Origin of the sequence: Rhodococcus sp. 15-649-2-2, assembly GCF_002258645.1 — a bacterium.
Lineage (GTDB): Bacteria > Actinomycetota > Actinomycetes > Mycobacteriales > Mycobacteriaceae > Rhodococcoides.
Genome location: NZ_NPFM01000010.1, coordinates 20,736 through 36,808, shown reverse-complemented (window position 1 = coordinate 36,808; position 16,073 = coordinate 20,736). Strand labels below are relative to the sequence as shown.

The following is a 16,073-nucleotide window of genomic DNA, read 5'->3' as shown; positions in this document are numbered from 1 at the left end:
GGCCACGTCAGTTCACTAGGGTGGAGCTCGTGACTGCACTCGCCTTCGGATCCTGGCCTTCGCCCATCACTGCAGCAGACCTGTCGTCCGCGGGCCATCCCGTCGAGGGCGGTCGCTACGTCGGCGACGAGATCTGGTGGTCGGAACTGCGACCTGCCGAACAAGGTCGGACGGCGATCTGTCGCCACGTCGACGGAGAGGTGCAGCCGATTCTCCCCGCACCGTTCAACGCCCGCACCCGAGTCCACGAATACGGCGGCGGGGCATGGACTGCCACCGCAGACGGCGACCTGGTGTTCGCCGAGTTCTCCGATCAACGCGTCTATCGCCTCACCCCCGGCGGGTCACCCGTGCCGCTGACTCCGAAACCGGCTGTGGCGTCGAGCATCCGGTACGCCGAATTGTCGGTGGTCGGTAACGACGTCATCGCCGTCCGCGAGATGCACGACGCCGGTGCGGTATCGCGAGACATCGTGGCGATCGACCTGAGCGGCGGCGGAGTGCGCTCGTTGGTGGCGGGCTCGGACTTTCTTGCGTTCCCGCGCTTGTCGCCCGACGGCACCCGCATCGCTTGGATAGCGTGGAACCATCCGCAAATGCCCTGGGACGGAACCGAACTGCGCGTGGCTTTGCTGGCCGATCCGTCGTCCTGGACGGTGCTGCTGGGTTCGACCGATGAATCGGTGATGCAGCCGGAGTGGATCGACGACCAACGGTTGTACGTCATCAGCGACCGAAGTGGTTGGTGGAACCTGTATTCGGTGACGCTCGACGGAGCTCTAGCGCCGCTGCTGACGCTCGACGCCGATTTCGGGGCCCCGCTGTGGCGACTCGGATCGAGTTGGTACGAGGTGCTGGGCGACGGAAAGCTGCTGACCGTGCGGACCGTCGGTACCGACACCCTCGCCGTGCTCGACCCTGCATCCGGCACTCTGGACGACATCGCGCTCGAGGGTGTGACGTCGGTAGGTCTCGGTGGGCGCCGTGGATCGACCGTGTTGATCAAGGGCGGTGGCGCGCAGGTGGCGAGCGGGCTGTTCGCACTCGATCTCGAAACCCGTGAACTCACGCCTGTGCGTTCGGGTTTCGAGTCCGTCCCCGACGGTGCGTACTTGCCGGAGGGACGTCAGGTGACGTTCCGTGGACCGAACCGCGAGGTGCACGCCATTGCCTATGCGCCGCGCAACCCGTCGTACGAAGGGCTCGACGGGGAACTCCCGCCGTACGTCGCGTTCGTGCACGGCGGCCCCACGGCACACGTGGCACCCGCACTGAACCCGCTGTTCGCGTACTTCACCAGCCGCGGCATCGGCGTCGTGGATGTGAACTACGGCGGGTCGAGCGGGTACGGCCGCGAATACCGCAATCGCCTGCGCGGGCAGTGGGGCGTCGTCGACGTGGAAGACACCATCGCCGCCGTGCAGGGGCTCGCCGACAGCGGCCTTGCCGACCCGCGCCGGTTGGCCATCGAAGGTGGCTCCGCAGGTGGTTGGACGGTGTTGGCAGCACTGACGTCTTCGGATGTATTCGCATGCGGGGCTTCGTATTTCGGTGTCGCCGAGCTCGAGCTGTTCGTCGCCGAGACCCACGACTTCGAATCCCGTTACATCGACGGTCTCATCGGACCCTTGCCCGAGGCCATCGACCTGTACCGAACCCGCGCACCGGTCAACAACGTCGACGGACTCTCGTGCCCGGTGCTGTTGTTGCAAGGACTGGACGATCCGATCGTGCCGCCGTCACAGGCCGAGCGATTCCGAGACGCCATGGTGCAGAAAGGAATTCCGCACGCATACCTGGCCTACGCAGGCGAGTCGCACGGATTCCGCAAACTCGACACTCAGGTGAACGCACGAGAGTCCGAACTGTCCTTCTACGGCCAGGTCATGGGATTCACGCCGCCCGGAATCCCCGAGCTGGAGCTGTGGCGTCCCCCTAGCTGAGGGGCGGGTGTGCGCGCTTCGCCTCGAGAAACTCGAGCAGCGCGCTGGGGATGGCGCAGTACTTGCTGTTGCCCACGGACAACTTGCTGCCTGCCTCGAACGCGGCCTTCGACGGGCCGTCGTTCTCGAGGATCAGTGCGCAGAGGCGCTCGTCGGTGCGGCCCGATTCGCAACACTTCTCGACGTGAGCTCGGTCGTCGGGGGTCAACGCCGCCCACCACGCGTCGTAGCGTCGCCAGAGCTTGTCCGCGTCGTCGGTCATGCCTGCTCCTACTTGTCGGGTATGCCGTGCGTTTCCGACCATACTCACGGTGCCCGATTCGTCCACGTCGCGGGGGTACGACAGGAACTTCACGCCGCATTTGCAGGGTGCGCGCCCCTGCTCCGACGTGAGCGGGGGCGCGCAGTCGGTAGAAAAGGCGCTCACTTACGGTTTCGGGCGCGCTCGGCAGCGTCGAGAATCATCCGATCGATCAGTTCGGGACGGTCGAGGTCTGCCCAGGCGATGCGCACTACCTGACGGCCGGTTGCGCGAATGCGATCCTCGCGACGCTTCTCTTCCCACACCACGTCCGCCGCGGACCTTCCTTCCGGCACATAGCGTCCGTACTTCACCTTGCCGTCGAATTCGAGCACGGTCTCGATCGCGGGCAGGTCGAAGTCCACGCGCCCGACGAAGCCACGGGAATCTGTGATCGGTACCTGCAGCTGTGGGGTGTGACCCAGGTGATGCAGCAACACCCGGGTACGCGACTCGCCCACACTCTCGGACCGGCCGTCCATGAATCGCGCAACCGTGCGGGCCATCCGATTTCCGGGATGGTTCGGGCATGAATCCAGCACTGCAACAATCTGTTCGACGGTCACGCCTCCGGTTCGCGCGGCGACGTCCGCAATGCACACCGCCGTCTCGAACGGAAGCGTGCGAGCGCAATCGGCGACGGTTCGCGCGAGGCCCGTCACCCGCACACCGTCGAAGGTCATGACCTCCTCGTCCGTGTAGGGAGACGCGTGCAGACTTCTGACAGCGCTGCTGCGTCCACCGCCACGGGCGCGATTGCGGGTGATGTGTACCCGGCTCAGATCGGCATTCCACACATCGAGACCATGAAAGACGGCCGCGCTCACATGACTGACGACTGCGTCGGGTGAGGTGGTCGCGTCGAACACGGCCTCCGCGATGACGCGGTGCTTCTCTTCCGCTGTGAGCGAGTCGAACTGTGTCCTGCTCACGAACCGCCCGGGTCGCAGTCGACGCCAGGCCCGCGTTCGGCAGTACCGCTGCAATTCGGCGTCGGAGGTGCCGCGGGCGAGAGCGTCGGATCGCGAGACGATGCGGGTCATGCAGGAATGCTCTCCAGCGCAATCGCTTTGGACAAGCCCCCTGTGCCCGATTGTGGATAACTCGGTGCCTGTGGATAACGGTGCCCGTGTACAGCGTGGCCGGGGACCTCACACCCCTACTGACGACTGCGCGCCCCTGCTCTGAGGTGAGCGGGGGCGCGCAGTCGGTAAAAAGGGTGTGAGGTTACTTTCGGCGACCCGGAACCTTGGCTCCCGGAGCGAATCCGAGTCCACCGGCCTTCGGCTTGGGCGGAGTCCGATCATCCGAACCGCTGGACGCCGCATCGGCTGCAGTGTCCGACTCTTCTGCCTTCGGTGCCTCTGCTTCCGGTGCCTCGGCCGCTGGTGCCTCGGTAGTCGGTGCGTCGGCTACCGGTGCTTCGGCCACCGGTGCCTCGGCTTCCGGGGTCGGCTCGGCCTTCTCCGGCTCCGCCTTTGCCGGCTCGGCTGGTGTCGCCGCAGGTGCAGCGGCCGCCGCACCCGGTGTCCGCGCGCCTGGCTTCTTGAATCCGGACTTCACGGCCAGGCCCTTGGGCTGGACGGTCGGCTTGGATTCTGCTGCAGCCGTATTCGTTGCAGCGGGCTCTGCGGCGGCGGGTGCTTCCGAGGTCGCGGCCTCGGCAACAGGTGCCTCGGAAGCAGATGCCTCAGCAGCAGGTGCCTCGGCAGCCGGAGCTTTTGCCGCAGGGGCACTCGCGGTCTTGGCTCCCGGCTTCTTGAATCCGGACTTCACGGCCAGGCCCTTCGGCTGGACGGTCGGCTTGGATTCGCTTGCCGCAGCGCCTGATTCCGCCGATTCGCTCGCGGTCTCGGGGGCAGGTGCCGCAGCAGTCGGTGCAGCCTCGGCGGGCTTGCCCGGTGCCTTGGCTCCCGGCTTCTTGAAGCCCGACTTCACGGCCAGACCCTTGGGCTTGACGGTGGGGGTCGACTCGGAAGCTTCGGCTGTGGCGGGTGCGTCGGACGCCGCGGGAGCGTCGGCAGGTGCAGCTGCAGGTGCCGACGCCTTCGCGCCGGGAGTCTTGCCCTTCATCTGCAGACCCTTGCCACCGGGTGCCTTGCCTCCGGCCATCCCGAGACCCTTCGGCTTCGGAGCAGCGTCGGCGGGAGCGGCCCCTTCGGTGTCAGGCTCGGCGGTGTCGGCCTTGGCAGCGGAACCGGGTGCCTTCGCCCCTGGTGCCTTGGCCAGACCCTTCATCTTCAGTCCGCCGCCGGCCTTGGGAGCGGGAGCTGCCGGAGCGGTCTTCGCCTCGGCAGGCTCTTCGACGGGTGCGATGCGCTCGGCCTCTTCGACCTCCATCGCCTTTTCGGTTTCGAGCTTCTCCTCCGGAGTGCGCTCACGCGGGATGACCTTGATGTTCTCGGCCAGCACCGAGGACTCGACGCGGGTGATCGACTCGAGCATCAGCTGCGCGACATCGACAACCTCGACGCCCTCGTGCGCGCCGCCTTCCTGCCGGGCAGTGACACCGTCGGTGAGCATGACGCGGCAGAACGGGCAACCGGTGGCGATCTTCTTCGGGTTGGTCGCGAGTGCCTCGTCGACCCGGTCGATGTTGATGCGCTTGCCGATGTTCTCTTCCATCCACATGCGAGCGCCACCGGCACCACAGCACATGGACCGCTCACCGTGACGCGGCATCTCCTTGAGGTTGGAGCCCGACGCGGCCATGAGCTCACGCGGAGCGTCGTACACCTTGTTGTGACGGCCGAGGTAGCACGGATCGTGATACGTGATGTCCTGGCTGACCGAGGCCACCGGAATCAGCTTCTTCTGGCGCACCAGGCGGTTGAGCAGCTGCGTGTGGTGCACCACGTCGTAGTCGCCGCCGACCTGCGGGTACTCGTTGCCGAGTGCGTTGAAGCAGTGGGCGCAGGTGACGACGATCTTGCGCTTGGTCTGCTCGACGCCGTCGAATACGTTGTTCAGCGTTTCGATGTTCTGCATGGCGAGCTGCTGGAACAGGAACTCGTTGCCCGCACGGCGAGCGGAGTCGCCGGTGCAGGTCTCATCGGCACCGAGCACCATGAACTTCACACCTGCGGTGGCGAGCAGCTCGGCGACGGCCTTCGTGGTCTTCTTCGCGCGGTCCTCGTAGGCACCGGCACAGCCGACCCAGAAGAGGTATTCGTAGTCCTGGAACGAGTCGGCGTCCTGGCCGAAGACCGGGATGTCGAAGTCCATCTCGTTGATCCAGTTGAGCCGGTCCTTGGAGTTCTGGCCCCACGGGTTGCCCTTGTTCTCGAGGTTCTTGAACAGACCTGCGAGCTCGGACGGGAACTCGGATTCGATGAGCACCTGGTAGCGGCGCATGTCGATGATGTGGTCGACGTGCTCGATGTCCACCGGGCACTGCTCGACGCAGGCACCGCAGGTGGTGCAGCTCCACAGCACCTCGGGGTCGATGATGCCGCCCTCGATGGCGTCGGCGACGAGCTTGCGATCGGCCTCGTCCCGAGCGGACTGCGGAATGGCGTCGAGCGCCTTCTGGTCGACGTTGCCTTCTGCATCGACGAGTCCGACCTCGTCACCGGCCATGTCCTTCTTGCCACCGGCAAGCAGGTAGGGAGCCTTGGCGTGGCTGTGGTCGCGCAGCGACATGATCAGCAGCTTGGGGGAGAGGGGCTTGCCGGTGTTCCACGCGGGGCACTGCGACTGGCAGCGGCCGCACTCGGTGCACGTGGTGAAGTCGAGCCAGCCCTTCCAGCTGAAGTCCTCGATCTTGCCTGCGCCGAACGCGTCGACGTCGGGATCGGCCTCTTCCATCTCGAGGACCTTGCCGCCGGACATCATCGGCTTGGCCGGGCCGAGGGCCACGGTTCCGTCGTCCATGCGCTTGAAGTAGATGTTCGGGAACGCGGTGAAGCGGTGCCACGCGACGCCCCAGTTGATGCGGGTGCCCACGATGTAGAGCCAGATCATGCCGGACATCAGCTTGATCAGCGCAAAGATCGAGACCATGTTGGAGTTGGCCGGGAGCAGCTCGGCGAGGCGCATCGTGAAGAAGTCGGTGTACGGGTTCGAGTGTCCGTAGGTGGCGATCTTGCCCGCCTTGACGAACACCATGCCCAGGCCCTCGATGAGCACGACGGCCTCGACGAAGTAGGCGGCCTTGAACCCGGAGCCGGCGAAGCGCGACTGACGCTCGGGCTTACGCGGGTGGTTGAGCTGGCGAATGATGATCAGCGTGGTGATGCCGATGACCGTGCCGAGCCCGAGAATCTCGTCCATCAGGTGGTAGATCGCGGTGTCGCCGACGATGGGCCAGTGGAACTCGGGGTTGAACGTCTGTCCGTATGCCTCGAACCAGAACACGGACCCGACCATGAAGCCGATCATCACCAGCCAGTGCGCCCAGCCGACGGTACGGAACTTGACCATCTTGGTGTGGGCGGCGAACTCGATGATCATCTGCTTGAAGCGGGGGACGATCGGTCGCCAACGGTCGGGTGCCGGCTGACCCAGCCTCACGATGTTGAACATGCGCAGGGCCCCACGAATGAAGGCGTACCAACACACGAGGCTGAGCAGAGCACCGACTGTGCCCAACGTGATCGTCAGGGCGTTCATGTCGTGGCCTTTCGCTGTAGGTGGCAGCTGGGACAGCTACCGCTGGTTCAACCCGTCGAGCAGGATTACGGCCTAAGTTACTAGCCAGTAGCAATGTAACTGTACTGATGGGTAACTTAGCATCGATCGGACAAGCGACGCTGGTGGGCGTCGAAATGAGGCCATCCGACGGGCGGGCTGAACTCGTCAGTAGGTTGTCTCGTGGATCACGTTAGGCGTAGGCCTCTCACGTGCTGTCGAGAAGGCAGTCCTTACCTGTCCTTCGTGTTGCCGGATCGTCGCTGCGGTGGGCCCGATTCCGTGTTGGAGCCGGTGACCCTTTCCGGGCTGTATTCGACCGATCGAACGACATTTTTCGCGACATGGTGAGCCCCCACGGCCCCGTGTGCACCGGAAATCGAAAATGTTTGTGACAGTTGGTAACTGATAGGTGTCGGAGTAGTTGCGAAAGGACAACGAACGGTACGATTCGTGCGCTACACTTCGGTCGCACCAAAAGTCGCAAAAGGGTCATCGGGGTGACTTTGCGTTTGACGGTTGCCTAGCGGTACTGCCAAGCACTCCATGCACAGAAACGGAACAGAACTCCACATGAAACTCAGCAAACTGGTCGTCACTTCGGCCCTCGTAGCAGCGGCTATGGGTCTGGCCAGCGGAACCGCTTACGCACAGCCCGATTCCAGCTCGACGACCCCCGACACGAACTACTCCGTCGAGCTCGAAGACCGCACCATCGTCACCACCATCGATGCGGGCGTCTTCAAGGTTGCCGACGACGGCAAGACGGTCGACGTCCTCGACGCCGCCGACAAGATTCTCGTGACGCTCCCGCTGTCGTTCAACCTGGGTGGACTGAACTTCCCGTACGAGCAGAATGTCGATGACAACGGCAAGACCCTGCGCCTGATCCCGAACCTCGACTTCACGAAGGTATCGGCCAACTCGCGCAGCATCGGTGCCACGACCGTCGCATCGCCCGAGGAGAACCTCGCGGCACAGCAGAACTTCTCCTCGCAGCTCGGTATTGCAACCGCTATCGGCGGATTGACAGGAACCGCGATCGGTGCGGCGATCGGTTGCGTCGTGACTCTGGCCGCCGGTTGCATCGCGGGATTGGTAACGGGTGCAGGCGTTGGTGGAGTCATCGGCACCATCACCGCCGGCGGCCCGACTCTCGTTGTTGCAGGCATCGACTTGCTCAACACGCTGAATGCGGCACCCGGCACCACGGTCTGGGCAAAGTAGCCTCCAGCTTCACGCAGGGCCCGCACTCGTCGAGAGTGCGGGCCCTGCGTCGTTCGAAGCGCGTGTGGCTACGACGTGCGAACCGTCAGTCCGGGGTTCTCGGCCAACACATCGTTGATGGGGGTGGCGAACAGTTCGGGTCGCTGGCCCTGCAGCATGCTGAACACCATCGCGATTTCGCACGACGGTTGATCGCCGACATTCGATGCGCTGGCGATGCCGACGGCGAGGGTGCCGCTGACGATCGGTCCACCGCTGTCGCCGCGGAGAGAGCAGATGGAAGTCGAGAAGCTACGGTCCATGACGGCCTCACCCATGGCGACGTTCTGGCCCGTGGACAGGATTGTGCCGCAACTGAATCCGGTTCTGGAACCGGACTTGCACACCGGTGCACCCACGATGGGATCCACCGTTCCGGTGACGTGCAGCGGTCCCGAGCCGGGCACTCGCACCGCATTGCTCTCGAATTCTCCGACGTTGGCGTCGTCGATGTCGATCAAGGCGTAATCGTTGTGCGACTGGCTGGTTCGGTAGAACGAGCCGAACTTCGACCCGACGAGGCTCCCGTACATCGGATATGCGCCTGTCGACGCTGCGGAACCGGTGTCGGCTGCGCCCGGATTGCAATGGCCCGCAGTGATGTTGACCGAACCACGCGTCGGGTCGACGGCATTGAATCCGAGTGAGCAACGCAGACCGAGGCCGGCCGGGGTGCCCGCGAGGAAGCTGTCTCCTCCGAGATAGGAACTTGCACGAATCGGACCGGCAGTGGGCGCGAGGTCGAAGGGAAGCAACTCCAGCAGCGGGTCGACGGCGTCGCGCACTACCTGCGGGATCTCTATCCCGGGGGCGACCGTTACGAATCCGTTGGCCGATGCGGCGTCGGCCACCTCGGCGTGGGTGGGGCCGTCCGCAACCGCGACGACAGGCCGACCGTCCGCATCGAGCCAAGTACCCGTGACAGCTTCGGAACCGACGGCGGAAGCGAACTCTGCCAATCGGCGAGCCGCGTCGGCTCGGTCGAGGAACTGTTGCGGATTCAACGCGAGATCACGGGCAACGGCGTCGGCCAAGTCGGGCGGCAGCACCTGATCTGCGCTCACCACGGGCGCGGCAGTGGCGACAGGAGCAGACACCGCCATCGTGATCAGGCACGACACTGCAACCAACGACAACCCCAGCGCACGGCGACGCATGAAACCCCTCCCCCAAGGCATCCGCGATGTGATGCCGTTCACGACTATAGGGGGTGCGCAGCTGTCGACCTACTGGCTTACTCGGTTCGCAGGGTGGATTCGGTTGCGTCGACGACCTGATCGATGGGAATGCCCAGGCTCGCGGTGCCGCCGTACTGCGCCAACGCCAGGTTCGCCTCGTTGCAATCGGGCGCGCCACCGCTGTTGGATCCGCTGGTGATTCCGAGCGCGAGTGTTCCCGTCACGATGGCACCACCACTGTCGCCCGCCAGAGTGCACGCGGTACTGGCGAATCCACGAACCGTGCGGGAGGTGCCGTCCTCCATGTAGAGCTGTGTCTCGACGCGGTCGGCGGCAACAACGCCACACGTGAACGACGACGACTGACCGGACTTGCAGACCGGCGCTCCGATCACGGGTGCTGCGGTTCCGGTGATCGTGACGGTGCTGCCGTTGGCTCCGCGGACGGTGGGACGGTCGAGGCCGGACGCAATGCCGCTGTCGTTCAGGGCGATCACCGACCAGTCGAGGCCGTCCTGTGCGCCCAGGCTCGACCGATCGAACGACCCGATCTGGGTGCTACGCGCAATGTCCGCCGGATCGGGAAGGTACACCGGTGCGCCGCCGGCTCCGGTCGCCTTGTTCGGATTGCAGTGTCCAGCAGTCAAATTGACGGCTTCGCCGGACTTGTCGACGGCGTTGAATCCGAACGAACAGATGCTGATGTCGGTGGTCGGAGCATCGGCGATGGGCCCGGTGCTGGTGACATAGGTGTCGCCGCCCATGGGAGTCGGGTCGACCGGCTTGTTTCCGCCAGGGGAGAGGATGACCTTGATGTTGGCCAGCAGCGTCGGCAGGTTGAGCGCGCTACCGATCGGGCTGTTCACCAGGTCGATGACGACCTGGTTGTCGATGAAATCGATGGCCGTTCCGTTGATCTGCTCGGAGATCTCACGGGGAAGGCCGGCGATCCAGCCGTTGAGGTCTGCGAGCGATTTCTCCAGCCCGTCCGCCGACACCGGTGACTGAGCGGTGGCATATCCGTCCTTGGCCACTGCCTGTGCTGCAGCAGGGGAGGTGACGGCGACGACGGCGTTGCCGTCGGGTCCGATCCATGCGCCGGCGAAATCGGCGGGGCGGCTGGCACGGAAGTCCGATGCGTAGGCGGACAGTTCCTGCGCACGAGCGGCTCGATCGAGATACTCCTGCGGGGAGATCTTCAGATCGCGCTGCACGGCCTCGACGAGTTCTGCGGGAAGCCGATCGGCGGGAGATTGGACGACGGGCTCGGCGGCCGCTGTTCCGGAAAACGAAGCGAACAGTAGGAAAGCCGTCGAGCACAGCACTGCAGCACGCAGAGCCCCGGTGTTACGCATGAAATCCCTTCATCGGGTGCTTGGTATCAGCGCCCCACCCTAGGGCATCAGTCGCTGAACCAGTGTTTGTGCAGGTCAGGGCTGAGCTGCCGTCGTCGTTGTGGTTGTCGTCGTGGTGGTGGTAGCTGTCGTTGTGGTCGTCGCGGCCGGGGTGGTCGTCACCGGGGTCGTGGTCGGCACCGGGACGGTGGTGGCGACCACGGGCGGGGGCGTGGGGATCGGTGCCGGCGGCGGCGCAGGCAGCGGTGTGGGTTGGGGCGGGGTGTACGGCTCGTACGTCGGTTCGTCGACCTCCTCCGGCACGACGACGGCTGGAGCGGGAGTGACGGTAGTGGTCGACGGCGTGCGGGTCGAGGTGACGACCGGCGAGCCCGCGTCGGTGACGGCCGGGGGCGTCGGGGCCGGCGAACTGCCGAACACGCCGCTGACTGCCGCGATCGCCAGCACGATCACCACGCCCGCCGCAGCACCGGCAATGACGGTGGTGATGGTGCGCGAGCGTTCGCTGCGTTCTTTCTTCGCCTCGGCGGACGCGACAGCCGGGGCAAGAACAGCCGGCACGTCACCGGTGTTCGACGCGTTCTCCTCGGCCGGTTCGACCGGGTGGGACCGGAACTCCGAGGGCTCGAACATCGGTGCCACCGCAGGCAGGGCCTCGGAGAAGGCGAGGGACTTCTCCGGCGGGACAACAGGAATGGCGTCGGTGTCGAGCGAATCGGTGCCGTCGTTGCGGGTGACGATCGGCGCGGCACCGGTGACGAGAGAATTGCCGTCGACATCGTCGACCTCGGCCAGCAGCAAAGCGCCTCGGGGCGCTGCGAGTGGCTCGACAACCAGCGGGCCCGAAGTCCGTTCGGCAATCTCCGCCGCCACCGACTCCAGTTCGGCGCTGCCTCCGGTGAGCACCACGGTCCCGGTCTGCGGCACGTCGAGGGTGCGGACCGAAGGCGCGACCAGCTCGGCGAACTCGGCTCGCGTCACGGTTGTGGACTGCGACAGGCCCGGCAGATCGACCGAGATGGTGGCCTGCTCGTCCGTGCTGAGCGCATGTTTGGCTGCCTCGCAGGAGGCAACGACGCCGGTGAGGGCGGCCAGCACTGCCGCGTCGGACAGATCGATGTGCTCGCGATCGGTGACCACATGATCGAACAGTGCGTCGGTGAACACGTCTCCGCTGACGGCGGTGGTGCGAACCGTTCCGCCTCCGGGATACGTCGAGATGTCGGTGCCGGTGGCACCGATGTCGATCACCGTGGCGGCCGTGCCGGGGTTGCGCTGCGCGAAGGTGCTGGCGGCTTTCGCGTCGGGCACCAGTGCGATTGCGGTGAGACCGGCGTGATCGAGCGCATCACGCAGCAGCGCTACGCTCTCGCGCGGCCATCGCGTCGGGTACGTCATGGTCGTGACGGGTGCGTCGGCCGACTCGGTTGCCGAAGACATCATGGTGACGAGGCAATTGGCCGCGTTGGCCATCAGGTCCTCGGCGCGGTACGCGGCGGCGTCGGGTTCGAGGTTTTCCTGCTGACCGACCAGGTCCACGAACCGGGTGAAGGGCGCGGTGTCGGCGGGTTCGCCGAGATGGGCGCGACCGTCCTCGTCGAATCTCAGAGTTGTCGGTACTACGACGACCGTCGGCTCGTCGTCGGCGCGGACGCGGTGGACCGCCACCGACCTGGTGTTGCCGACGGTGATTCCGAGATGCCCCGCACCGCTCATCGAGTTCCCTCTGTCGCTGCGTCACGTGCCTGCTCGGTCACGGGTTGTGGTTCGGTCGAATCCGGTTCGGTCGTCTCGCCGGTGTCGTCGGCCGGTTCCTCGACCGGGACCTCCGGTTCGGGTTCGACCGGATCGATGGTCTCACGCGGTTCTTCGCGGTCTCTGGTCTCGGGCGCTTCGAGTGCCGGGCGGGTGTCGATCTCGGTCGGGTCCGGCTTGCTTCGAGGGTTCTCGGAGGTTTCGGCCGGGCTCGTTTCTTCGGTAGTTTCCAGCGGAAGAGGTGCGACCGGGGCGATCTCGGCGGCCGGCTCCACGACGACGGTGGGGAAATCGATCGGGCCACCGGCTCCGGTCCCGGACGACGTTGTCGGCGGTATCAGCTGGGCGTTGCCGATGGTGGGCACCGTCGTGTCGGTGGAGGTCCCCAGCTGCAGCGCGATCAGGGACGCGCCGACGATCAACGCCGAGGCGAACGCCGCCGCCGCGAACAGAGGGCGACGGTCGGATCGTGTGGGGGACAGCACCGCGATCCGTTCGGTGACGGCGTCGACGGGGAATTCCGAGGCCAGAATCGCTGCACCGCGCGCCGCGGCGACGGCTGTGTCCCTGCTCTCCAGGGTCGCTCGCACCGACGCATTCCACGCAGCGAGCGCCTCCGCTTCGGCCACCAGCGACACGTGCGCGAGGCCGTGCGCATTCATCGCCGAACGCAACGCGAAGACCTGATCGGCCGTCCAGCGGGCCGGGTAGGTGGCGGCCGCGGCGAGGTCGCCCGGTTGCAGATCGATCGACGACGCCACCTCGGTGAGCAGGCACAACAGGGCCATCGACGTCAGCTGCTCGGCCGGAAAGACGGTGCCCTTGCTGCCGGTGACGCCGACGCCGTCGGCGAGAGAGTCGAGGAAGTGCGTGTACGCCTCCGACTTCTCGTCGGGTGCGTCACCGAGCGAGACGGTGCCGTCGGGATGAGTGTTGAGCACGGTCGAGTGCAGCGACGCCAGGTGCAGCGACGGGCCGGGCGCAATGGGATGCGACACCGCGGCGACGGCGCGTTCGTCGTCCAGATGGAGGCCGACGTCCGGCGTGCCGATCCTCACACTGCCGGGCTGCTCGGTCATGGGCGTGCTGCCTGTTCTGATCGGTTACCGATGGTCGGTCGTTATGTCGCTTCGGGCCCTCACACAGTTACACTGCCGGTCGCTGCGCTGGTGGAGCCTCCGTATCCCATGGCGCGCAGCATCGAGATGAGCTCCGAACGAGACTCCGCCCCGAGCCTGCGCCGTATACGAGCCACATGATGTTCGACGGTCTTCGGGGAGATGTAGAGGCGGCTGCCCACCTCGCGGTACGTGACTCCGAGCACGAGCAACTCGGCGACCTCGGCCTCGCGTTCGCTCAGCGAACCCGTCGGTGTCGGCGTGGTTCCCGAAGCGTCGCGTCGGTGCGAGTTGGGCGGTTGCGATCCGGTTTGACGCAGCGACCTGGCGATGTGCAGCAGTGCGGTTGCGGTCGCGGTATCGCTGACGGTCAGCGCGGCCTCGCTGGCCAATCGGGCTCCGTCCCAGGGCAGTCCGAACGCCGTCAGCGTTCGTGCCGAATTCTCCACATCGGTCGGATCGGGCCTGCCCTGCAACACGCCGAGCCAGGCGCGACCGGCCGCGGCGAGGGCGGCGCTGTAGGGGTGGGTGGGAGCGGCTGCCGCGAGAGCCTTGGCGTGCGGCACCAGCGCGTCCGGAGTCTGCGCCACGATGGCCGCCTGAACCTGATACCAGTGCAGAGCCGACGCCCAGACGGGCGGATCTCCGAGCGCGGCGAGCAGATCGGAGGCCTGCCCCACAAGGTGTTCGACGCGGTCGACCTGGCCGAGTCGGGTTGCAGCCAAGAGTAATTCGCCCAGAGGTAGCAGCGCGAACAGATCTGCCGAGTATTCGGCGATGACGTTCTGTGCACCGGTCCATGCCGTCATCAGCGATCCTGCGTCACCCGATCTGCGGGCCAGGCCTACCCGGATCGCGTGCAGGAAGAGCTGATTACGCATGTGGGACAAAGGAATCCGGAGGGTATCGAGCGCAGAGCTCGTTTCGACTGCATCGCCCCGCAGCATCGACGCCCAAGCCCCCAGGAGGATCAGTCGGGTGTGTGCCTCGGATCCTGGACGCCGTTCCGGCAGCGCCCGCGCCAGGATGGAATCGACGCGAGCGAGGTCGCCGCAGTGCACCGCATGAAGGGCCGCGACGGCCGCGGCGGTGTCGGTGGCACACGAACGATCGGAGACGTTGCCGGTCAACGACATTGACCGCATCAGTGAGTGTGCGGCAGCGCTCGACTCGGCTGCACTGCGAGAATCGATGGACCCGAGGACGCCGGCCACCAGGAAGGTGCCGGACGCAGTGCTCGACGTCGGCGCAAGCGCGGACACGGCGGTCATCGACCGGTCCGCGCCGCCGCGATCACCGGCTGCGGCAGCGGACAGCGCGGCCCACACCCCATCGGGCCCGAGTCGATCCTCGCCGAGCCAGACGAACAGTTGTGCGCTGCGGGAGAGCATTCCGCGCTGCGCGGCAATCGAGGCCGAGACTCGAACCGCTGTCCGCAGATCCGAGGAGTCGCAGACGGCGGCGCTGTCGAGGATCACATCGGCGTAGCGCCCCGCCTCGTCCAGATCGCCGGCGGCGGCCGCGACCTCGGCCCGCCGGGCGGCGAGCACCGCCGGATCGAAACCGGCATCGACGGCGGCATCGTACAGCGCGCCTGCAGTCTCGACCGACGCCGAATCTGCCTGCTGTACAAGAAAATCGGCCAGACTGGCATGAACGACGCCGCGCTGCGCCAACGCACGCGCGGCGGTGGCGTCGAGCAGGCGGGATCGGGCTGCGACGTCGGTGACGGACTGGAGCAGTACGCGGCAGCGCCGATCGCCGATCAGCTCGGTCAAGGGAACCTCGGCGGCCGTAACCAATGCGCCGGTGGAGTCGAGCAAGCCGGAGCTGCAGGCGAGGTCGACGACAGATTCGACCTCGTTCGAGCGCGCGACGAGCTGCACGGCCGTCGCGGGCTCAGGAGCGATACCGAATCGAGCCGCGAGCAGCAGTGCCCGAGTGTCGTCGGCGGTGTCGAGCAACATCCGACGATGCTGTGCAGCAACGGCTTCGGAGACCGCTCGCAGGGGAGCTGGGTCGGAGAGTTCTGCGCCGAGCGCGGCAAGAGCGGCGTCGACGGCGGCAAGAATTCCCCCGGTGGACTTCGCGATCGCATTGGCCAGTGCCGCAGAGATGGGCCGTGCAGTGGCGGCTGCTCGTGCGGCGATCGACGTCTTGTCCAGCGGAACCAGAGTCAGTCGACCGGAACCGGCCGACGCGACCAACTTCTCGATGCGAGAGTCGAACTCGCGCGGAGCCGTCGCCACGACCAGCGTGATATCCGAGCGAGTTGCCGCCGCAGCGATCTCGTCCAACCTCTGCTCCGACAGCAGATGCGCGTCGTCGACGAGAACCGTCGAGCCGGACGGTGCATCGGCGATGCTGCCCGGATGCGGATCCACCGACGCCGCGATCGCGTCGAGAACAGCGGAGCGACCGGAGCCGTTCACTCCGACGACAACATGAAAACCAGTGGTGTCGAGGGCATCACGAACGAAACGATCGGCGCGTTCGACGCCGACGAGGGATGGTCGGATGCTGATCAC

The 16,073-nt window shown here is 66.0% G+C and carries 10 protein-coding genes; 2 read left to right on the top strand and 8 right to left on the bottom strand.

Annotated elements, in window-relative coordinates:
• The first annotated feature begins 29 nt into the window (after positions 1-29).
• A complete protein-coding gene (locus tag CH305_RS04430; protein WP_094702980.1) occupies positions 30-1,943 on the top strand; it encodes a prolyl oligopeptidase family serine peptidase in 1,914 nt (637 codons plus the stop codon).
• On the opposite strand, the gene CH305_RS04425 is transcribed toward CH305_RS04430, so the two are convergent.
• From CH305_RS04425 to CH305_RS04415, 3 genes are all read right to left on the bottom strand, one after another.
• Positions 1,936-2,205, bottom strand: a complete 270-nt coding sequence (locus tag CH305_RS04425; RefSeq protein WP_141215907.1) for a hypothetical protein — start codon at positions 2,203-2,205, stop codon at positions 1,936-1,938. The two genes, CH305_RS04430 and CH305_RS04425, sit on opposite strands and share 8 nt — an antisense overlap.
• 161 nt (positions 2,206-2,366) lie before the next feature.
• Positions 2,367-3,287, bottom strand: coding sequence for a hypothetical protein (locus CH305_RS04420; RefSeq protein WP_094702911.1), 921 nt, complete (start codon positions 3,285-3,287; stop codon positions 2,367-2,369).
• Positions 3,288-3,471: 184 nt separating this feature from the next.
• Positions 3,472-6,855: a (Fe-S)-binding protein gene (locus CH305_RS04415; RefSeq protein WP_094702910.1), complete on the bottom strand. Its 3,384-nt coding sequence runs from the start codon at positions 6,853-6,855 to the stop codon at positions 3,472-3,474.
• 591 nt (positions 6,856-7,446) lie between these two features.
• Between CH305_RS04415 and CH305_RS04410 the strand changes: the two genes are divergently transcribed.
• The gene (locus CH305_RS04410) at positions 7,447-8,100 is read left to right on the top strand and encodes a hypothetical protein (protein WP_094702908.1); all 654 of its coding nucleotides are present in this window, start codon (positions 7,447-7,449) and stop codon (positions 8,098-8,100) included.
• A 68-nt stretch (positions 8,101-8,168) separates the two neighbouring features.
• Here the strand turns inward: CH305_RS04410 and CH305_RS04405 are convergent, their stop codons facing one another.
• The 5 genes from CH305_RS04405 to CH305_RS04385 form a co-directional block, all read right to left on the bottom strand.
• A complete protein-coding gene (locus tag CH305_RS04405; protein ID WP_094702906.1) occupies positions 8,169-9,296 on the bottom strand; it encodes a S1 family peptidase in 1,128 nt (375 codons plus the stop codon).
• Positions 9,297-9,373: 77 nt separating this feature from the next.
• Positions 9,374-10,672 (bottom strand): S1 family peptidase, encoded by a 1,299-nt coding sequence (locus tag CH305_RS04400; RefSeq protein WP_032405530.1) that lies wholly within the window; start codon positions 10,670-10,672, stop codon positions 9,374-9,376.
• 75 nt (positions 10,673-10,747) lie between these two features.
• Positions 10,748-12,388 (bottom strand): Hsp70 family protein, encoded by a 1,641-nt coding sequence (locus CH305_RS04395; RefSeq protein ID WP_094702904.1) that lies wholly within the window; start codon positions 12,386-12,388, stop codon positions 10,748-10,750.
• Positions 12,385-13,506, bottom strand: coding sequence for a hypothetical protein (locus tag CH305_RS28925; RefSeq protein ID WP_094610923.1), 1,122 nt, complete (start codon positions 13,504-13,506; stop codon positions 12,385-12,387). The genes CH305_RS04395 and CH305_RS28925 overlap by 4 nt, the downstream gene beginning before the upstream one ends.
• A gap of 59 nt (positions 13,507-13,565) precedes the next feature.
• On the bottom strand, positions 13,566-16,073 hold the full coding sequence (locus tag CH305_RS04385) for a helix-turn-helix transcriptional regulator (protein WP_094702902.1): 2,508 nt from the start codon (positions 16,071-16,073) through the stop codon (positions 13,566-13,568).

Excerpts from the sequence above, each read along its gene's own strand:
- CH305_RS04425 (WP_141215907.1), bottom strand. The coding sequence starts at position 2,205 with ATGACCGACGACGCGGACAAGCTCTGGCGACGCTACGACGCGTGGTGG.
- CH305_RS04420 (WP_094702911.1), bottom strand. The coding sequence starts at position 3,287 with ATGACCCGCATCGTCTCGCGATCCGACGCTCTCGCCCGCGGCACCTCC.
- CH305_RS04415 (WP_094702910.1), bottom strand. The coding sequence starts at position 6,855 with ATGAACGCCCTGACGATCACGTTGGGCACAGTCGGTGCTCTGCTCAGC.
- CH305_RS04410 (WP_094702908.1), top strand. The coding sequence starts at position 7,447 with ATGAAACTCAGCAAACTGGTCGTCACTTCGGCCCTCGTAGCAGCGGCT.
- CH305_RS04405 (WP_094702906.1), bottom strand. The coding sequence starts at position 9,296 with ATGCGTCGCCGTGCGCTGGGGTTGTCGTTGGTTGCAGTGTCGTGCCTG.
- CH305_RS04400 (WP_032405530.1), bottom strand. The coding sequence starts at position 10,672 with ATGCGTAACACCGGGGCTCTGCGTGCTGCAGTGCTGTGCTCGACGGCT.
- CH305_RS04395 (WP_094702904.1), bottom strand. The coding sequence starts at position 12,388 with ATGAGCGGTGCGGGGCATCTCGGAATCACCGTCGGCAACACCAGGTCG.
- CH305_RS28925 (WP_094610923.1), bottom strand. The coding sequence starts at position 13,506 with ATGACCGAGCAGCCCGGCAGTGTGAGGATCGGCACGCCGGACGTCGGC.